The sequence below is a fragment of the Pseudomonas sp. LFS044 genome, assembly GCF_047978245.1.
Lineage (GTDB): Bacteria > Pseudomonadota > Gammaproteobacteria > Pseudomonadales > Pseudomonadaceae > Aquipseudomonas.
In genome coordinates this window covers 102,885-109,000 of record NZ_JBFPFX010000021.1, presented here as the reverse complement: position 1 = coordinate 109,000, position 6,116 = coordinate 102,885, and the positions used below count along the sequence as shown (strand labels likewise).

The following is a 6,116-nucleotide window of genomic DNA, read 5'->3' as shown; positions in this document are numbered from 1 at the left end:
AAAAATTGGATCATGCCAACAAGGCTGGCAACTATGGCCTCACAGGCCATGGCACGTTGCAACAAATGTGGGAGCGGGCTTGCCCGCGATGCGCCGCGCGGGCGGCGCTCGATCTCAAGGGCGCTAAAGATCCAAAGGCAAGCGCTTCGCGATGCGCCGCGCGGGCGGCGCTCGATCTTGAGGGCGCTGCAACTCTACCGCCTAGCCATAGCGAATGTACCGCCAACCACCCTTGGCCCCGCCTACCCCTCAGCCAAGACGCGAATTGATATCAACGTGATGCCATTCATCGCCAATTCCGCATAATGTCTAATTTCTTTATACGAATTCGCTGTAGGAGGCGTCCTACAAATGTGAATTTGTATTAATATTCGCGTCCCAAATTTTTGGATCCTCAAGGGCACGTAAGCCCTTGTCATCTTCTTTGAATGGAATGCCGCTCCACGTTTATGGATGACGCGTCGCCTCGCCCACGTTTGCTGGTCCTGTCCAAGGGTGCCCAGCGCATCGCTACCTTGCCTGCCTTGTTGCCCGACTACGTGCTGCACAACGGTGCTGTGCGCGATGTCGCGACCACTGATTGGGTGATGGCGTGGGGCCGCAAGCCCAGTGCGCTTAAAGCCATTGCCGAGGCACGCAAGGCGGGCAAGCGGGTGCTTACGCTGGAAGACGGCTTTGTCCGGTCGGTAGGGCTGGGGGCCGATGAGCCGCCGCTGTCGCTGATCGTCGACGACGTGGGCGTTTACTACGACGCCAGCCAGCCCTCGCGGCTCGAGCAACTCATCGCCACGCCACTGGACGCCGAACAAACCGCCCGCGCCCAGGCGCTGCGCAGCCAGTGGCAGCAACAGCGCATCTCCAAATACAACGACGCACGTTTCGAGCAGCCAGCGCTGCCGGCAGACTGCGTGCTGGTGGCCGACCAGACCTGCGCCGACGCCTCCTTGCAGGGCGCCACAGCAGATGACTTCAACGCCATGCTGGATGCAGCACTGGCGCGCTACCCGCACAGCACCATCGTGCTCAAGGTGCACCCCGACGTGGTGGCCGGGCGCAAGGCCGGGCATTACGACCTGGCGGCGCTGGCCAGCAACCCGCGGGTACGGGTGCTTGCGCAAAATGTGCACCCGGCCGACCTGCTGCCGCGCATGCGTGCGGTGTACGTGATGACTTCGCAGCTGGGCTTCGACGCGCTGCTGTGGGGGGTGCCGGTGCACACCTGGGGCATGCCGTTCTACGCCGGCTGGGGCCTGACCGATGACCGCCTGCCAGCCCCTGCGCGGCGCCAGCCGGTGCCGCTGGCGCAGCTTGTTCACGCAAGCCTGGTGGCGTACCCGCGCTATGTCTGCCCCGAACGCGGCACGCCGTGCACGCCCGAAGTGCTGATCCACTGGCTGGGCTTGCAACGCCGCCACCGCAGTGTGCTGCCCGGTGCCGTACAGATGCTTGGTTTCAGCCGCTGGAAAGAGCCGCTGGCCGACCTGTTCTTCAATGGCGCGGCCATCCGTTTCGTCAAGGCAGAGCAACCGCTGACCCGAGATTTGCCGGTGGTGTCGTGGGGCTGCAAGCACGACGAAGACCTGCACAACCACCCCCACCCCATCAACCGCGTCGAAGACGGCTTCCTGCGCTCGGTCGGCCTGGGTGCCGGCAAGGCGCGGCCGCTGTCGTGGGTGGTGGATGACCTGGGCATCTACTACGACGCCACCCGCCCTTCGCGGCTGGAGCGCATCCTCGCCAGCGAACCTTTCGGCCCCGAGCTGGTGGCCCGTGCCGAGGCCCTGCGCCTGGCCATCTGCCGCGCCGGGCTGACCAAGTACAACCTGCCCGGCGCCAGCTGGCAACGCCCGGCCGAAGCCGCGCGGGTGCTGCTGGTGACCGGCCAGGTCGAGGGCGATGCGTCGATCCGCTTTGGTGGCCATCAGATCCGCAGCAACCTGCAGTTACTGCGCGCGGTGCGCGAGCACAACCCGGGGGCGTGGGTGCTGTACAAGCCGCACCCCGAAGTGCTGGCCGGTACCCGCGCGCGCGGCGATGACGAAGCGCAGACCGTGCACTGGTGCGATGAAGTGATCGGCGACACGCCACTGCAGCAGCTGCTGGAGGTGGTAGACGAGGTGCATGTGCTGACCTCGCAATCGGGCTTCGAGGCGCTGTTGCGCGGGGTGCCGGTGACCACTTATGGCCAGCCGTTCTACGCCGGCTGGGGCCTGACCCGCGACCTCGACCTGCAGCCCGAGGTGCAGGCCCGGCGAAGCAGGCGCCTAAGCCTGGATGAGCTGGTGGCGGGGACGCTGCTGCTGTACCCCACGTATGTAAGCCGCATCACCAACCGCTTCACCACCGCAGAACAGACGCTTTACGAATTACAGCATTGGCATGCGCTACCGCAGCCGCAAGGAGCTACCTCCCGATGGCAGGACTTGAAACGACGCTTGAGCAGTTTGTTGGGCAGGAAGCGCCCGAAAAACTGAATGCACGGGCGGCGCGTGGTCCACTGCTTCGCATCCCCACCCATAATTTTTTGTTCCTGCAGGGCGTCAGTTCGCCCTTCTTCAACCGCCTGGCCACCGCCCTGCGCGGTATCGGCCAACGCGTGCACAGCGTGCGCTTCAACGTCGGCGACACCTTGTACGGCGCCAATGGCCCGTACCTGCGCTGCCCGCACCGGGCCGAGGACATGGACGCCTGGTACGCCCAGGTGTTCCGCCAGCTGGACATCACCGACCTGGTGCTGTTCGGCGACTGCCGCCCGGTGCATCGCCCGGCAGTGACGCTTGCGCGCTTGTATGGCGTGCGCGTGCATGTGTTCGAAGAAGGCTACTTCCGGCCCTACTGGGTGACGCTGGAGCGCGACGGGGTGAACAACCATTCGCGCCTGCCGCGCGACCCGCAGTGGTACCGCGAGGTGGGCAAGCACATCCCCCGTTACCAGAATGGCAATGCCTTCAAGCTGTCGTTCACTGCCCGGGCTACCCACGATGTGCTGTACCACGCCGGTGGCGCGCTGAATGCGCTGTGCTACCCGCGCTACCGCACCCACGCGCCGTACAGCGCGGCGGTGGAATACGCAGGCTTCGTGCGCCAGGGCCTGCGCCTGCTGCGTGCCCGCGTGCATGACGACGCACTGGTGGCCGAGGTGGCCCGCGAACGGCACCCCACCTTCCTGCTGCCGCTGCAGCTGGACAGCGATGCGCAGATCCGCGACCACTCGCCGTTCCAGAACATGGAGCAGGTGATCGAGCATGTGATCGACTCGTTCTCGCTCAACGCGCCATTCGATGCGCGCCTGCTGGTCAAGAACCACCCGCTGACGCCCGGGCTGGTCAACTACCGCAAGGTCACCGACCGGCTTGCGCAGCAGTACGGCGTGGCTGACCGCGTGCACTTCATGGAAAGCGGGCACATGCCCACGCTGCTGTCGCACATCGCCGGGATGATCACCGTCAACAGCACTGCGGGCGCCTCGGCGATCCTCCATCACCGCCCGACCTGCACGCTGGCCGAGCCGATCTACGCCATGCCCGGCCTGACCCACCAGGGTGGGCTGGACAGCTTCTGGATGCAGGCCGAAGCCCCGGACAACACCTTGTTCCAGCGCTTTCGTAACACGGTCATCCATACCACGCAGATCAACGGCGGGTTCTACACCGGCTGTGGCATCGACATGGCCGTGGCCAATTGCCTGGAAGTGCTGATGGCAAAAACTTCAAGAATCGAAAACTACCTATGAACCACACCGCTTCGCCCCGCTGCATCTTCATTACCGGCGCCACGGGCGGCATCGGTGGCGCACTGGCGCCCGCCTATGCCGCCCCGGGCGTGACGCTGATCCTGCAAGGCCGCCGCCAGGACCGCCTGGACGAAATGGCCGCGCAGTGCCGGGCGCTGGGCGCCGAGGTGCTGCTGGAACCCATGGATGTGCGCGACCTGGACGCCCTGCGGGCAATGGTGCGCCGCGTCAGCGAAGCGCATCAGCCCGACCTGGTGCTGGTGGGGGCCGGGCTCAATACCGCCGTCGGTGCCAATGGCGAAGCCGAGTGCTGGGATGACAGCCGCGCGCTGATGGAAGTGAACGTGATGGCCGCGCTGGCCACCGTCGAGGCCGCGCTGCCGGCCATGCGTAGCCGCGGCCATGGGCAGATTGCAATGTTCAGCTCGCTGGCCGGCTGGCGCGGCTTGCCGGTGACGCCGACCTACAGCGCCAGCAAGGCGGCGATCCGCGTGTACGGCGAGGCTATTCGTGATTGGCTGGCGCCGGAAGGGGTCAAGGTCAATGTGATCGTGCCGGGTTATGTGGAGTCGAAGATGTGCTTCGAAATGCCCGGGCCCAAGCCGTTCCTGTGGACCGCCGAAAAGGCCGCCAAACGCATCAAGCGTGGGCTGGCGGCAAACCAGGCGCGCATCAGCTTCCCCTTCCCGCTCAACCTGGGCACCTGGCTGCTGGGGCTGATCCCGCAGTGGCTTTCTTCGATGATCCTGCGTGGGCTTAAGTACAGTGATTGATGTTGCCTTATTGCCGGTTGCCTTGGCCGGCCTGTGCCTGACCGTGCTGGTGGAACGCCTGCTGGTACCCCGCCCCGGCCTGCGCCGCCCGGCCAGTAGCTGGCTGTTGCACACGGGCCTGTGGTGCGTGGGTTTCGGGCTGCTTTACGCCTTGACGGCGCGGCCGTTGTTCAGCGGTGTGAACCTGCTGTTGCTGTGGCTGCTGGTGGTGCTGGTGAGCAACTCCAAGTACCACTCGCTGCGTGAGCCGTTCGTGTGTGCGGATTTCGAATACTTCAGCGATGCGGTGAAGTTTCCGCGCCTGTACCTGCCGTTTTTCGGGTTTGGCAAAGCGGCGGTGCTGGCGGCCGGGTTCCTCGTCTACCTGTGGGCCGGGCTGAACTTTGAAGTACCCAAGGCGCGGCTGGAGGCGCTGCTGCCATTGGCCGTGGGGCTGGGGCTGTTGCGTTTGGGGCATCGCCGGGTCACGCCCACGTTCAATGCCGAAAAAGACCTGCTGGCCTGGGGGTTGGCGGCCAGCTTGTGGCGGTACTTCTGGGCGGCCCGGGCGGCGGTCGACAAGGCTGCGCTGGGCTCGCCGTTTTCGGCCGAAGCAATGCCGGCCTCTTCGCGGGGCAACCCCGCTCCCACCGGTTGGGCATCGTACCTGTGGGAGCGGGCTTGCCCCGCGAAAGGGCCGACACTGGCACAACCCAATCTGCCACCCGACCTGATCTCCATCCAGAGCGAATCGTTCTTCGACGTGCGCGACCTCTGGCCTGGCGTACGCCGCGAGGTCCTTACCCAGTTCGACCAGCTGGCCAGCGAATCCCTGGCCCACGGCAAACTGCAGGTGGCCGCCTGGGGCGCCAACACGGTACGCACCGAGTTCGCCTACCTCACCGGTATCCCGGCCGAGCGCCTGGGCGTGCACCGCTTCAACCCTTACCGCGTGCTCGCCCGCCAGGGCCTGCCGAGCATCGCTTCGCGGCTCAAGGCCCTGGGCTACCGCACGGTGTGCATCCACCCCTACGACGGCAGCTTCTACGGCCGCGACAAGGTGCTGCCGGCGTTGGGCTTTGATGAGTTCATCGACGTGCGGGCGTTCGACGCCTCGCAAAAAGCCGGCCCGTTCATTGGCGATTGCGCCGTGGCGGAAAAAATTCGCGCCTTGCTGCAGGCACCTGAACGCACTCAGCCCTTGTTCATCCATGCAGTGACCATGGAAAACCACGGCCCGCTGCACCTGGAAAGCGTCAGCGACCACGAGCTGCCCAGCTGGTTCGACCGCCCGCTGCAACCGGGCATGACAGACCTGGCACCCTACCTGCGCCACATCGGCAACGCCGACCGTATGCTCGGCATGCTGCGCGACACGCTGCTCGGCCAGCCCAACGAGGCGCTGCTGTGCTTCTTCGGTGACCATGTGCCGATTTTGCCCGAGGTGTACCAGGCCATCGGCGCGCCCGCAGGCGACACCGATTACCTGGTTTGGTCCAACCGCCGCCAGCCGGGCAGCCAGCCCTGCCCGATCCGCGTCGAGGCGTTGTCCAGCGCGTTGCTTGCGCAGGCCCAGGCACCGGTGGCCGACGCCCGGCCGCGCACGGCTGCCGCTGGGGTCGCCTGACAAC

The 6,116-nt window shown here is 65.8% G+C and carries 5 protein-coding genes; all 5 read left to right on the top strand.

Translation table 11 applies throughout. From position 1 onward, the window contains the following. The coding region (locus tag ACNQPL_RS18290; RefSeq protein ID WP_416467488.1) for a hypothetical protein at positions 1-306 on the top strand (306 nt) is incomplete at its 5' end. A gap of 143 nt (positions 307-449) precedes the next feature. Beyond that, positions 450-2,474 (top strand): capsular polysaccharide biosynthesis protein, encoded by a 2,025-nt coding sequence (locus ACNQPL_RS18285; RefSeq protein ID WP_416467487.1) that lies wholly within the window; start codon positions 450-452, stop codon positions 2,472-2,474. Further along, a complete protein-coding gene (locus ACNQPL_RS18280; protein WP_346615948.1) occupies positions 2,414-3,733 on the top strand; it encodes a capsular biosynthesis protein in 1,320 nt (439 codons plus the stop codon). Before ACNQPL_RS18285 ends, ACNQPL_RS18280 begins: the two co-directional genes overlap by 61 nt. Continuing rightward, a complete protein-coding gene (locus ACNQPL_RS18275) occupies positions 3,730-4,506 on the top strand; it encodes an SDR family NAD(P)-dependent oxidoreductase (RefSeq protein ID WP_416467486.1) in 777 nt (258 codons plus the stop codon). Before ACNQPL_RS18280 ends, ACNQPL_RS18275 begins: the two co-directional genes overlap by 4 nt. Next, positions 4,499-6,112: an LTA synthase family protein gene (locus ACNQPL_RS18270; protein ID WP_416467485.1), complete on the top strand. Its 1,614-nt coding sequence runs from the start codon at positions 4,499-4,501 to the stop codon at positions 6,110-6,112. Before ACNQPL_RS18275 ends, ACNQPL_RS18270 begins: the two co-directional genes overlap by 8 nt. Positions 6,113-6,116: the final 4 nt, after the last annotated feature.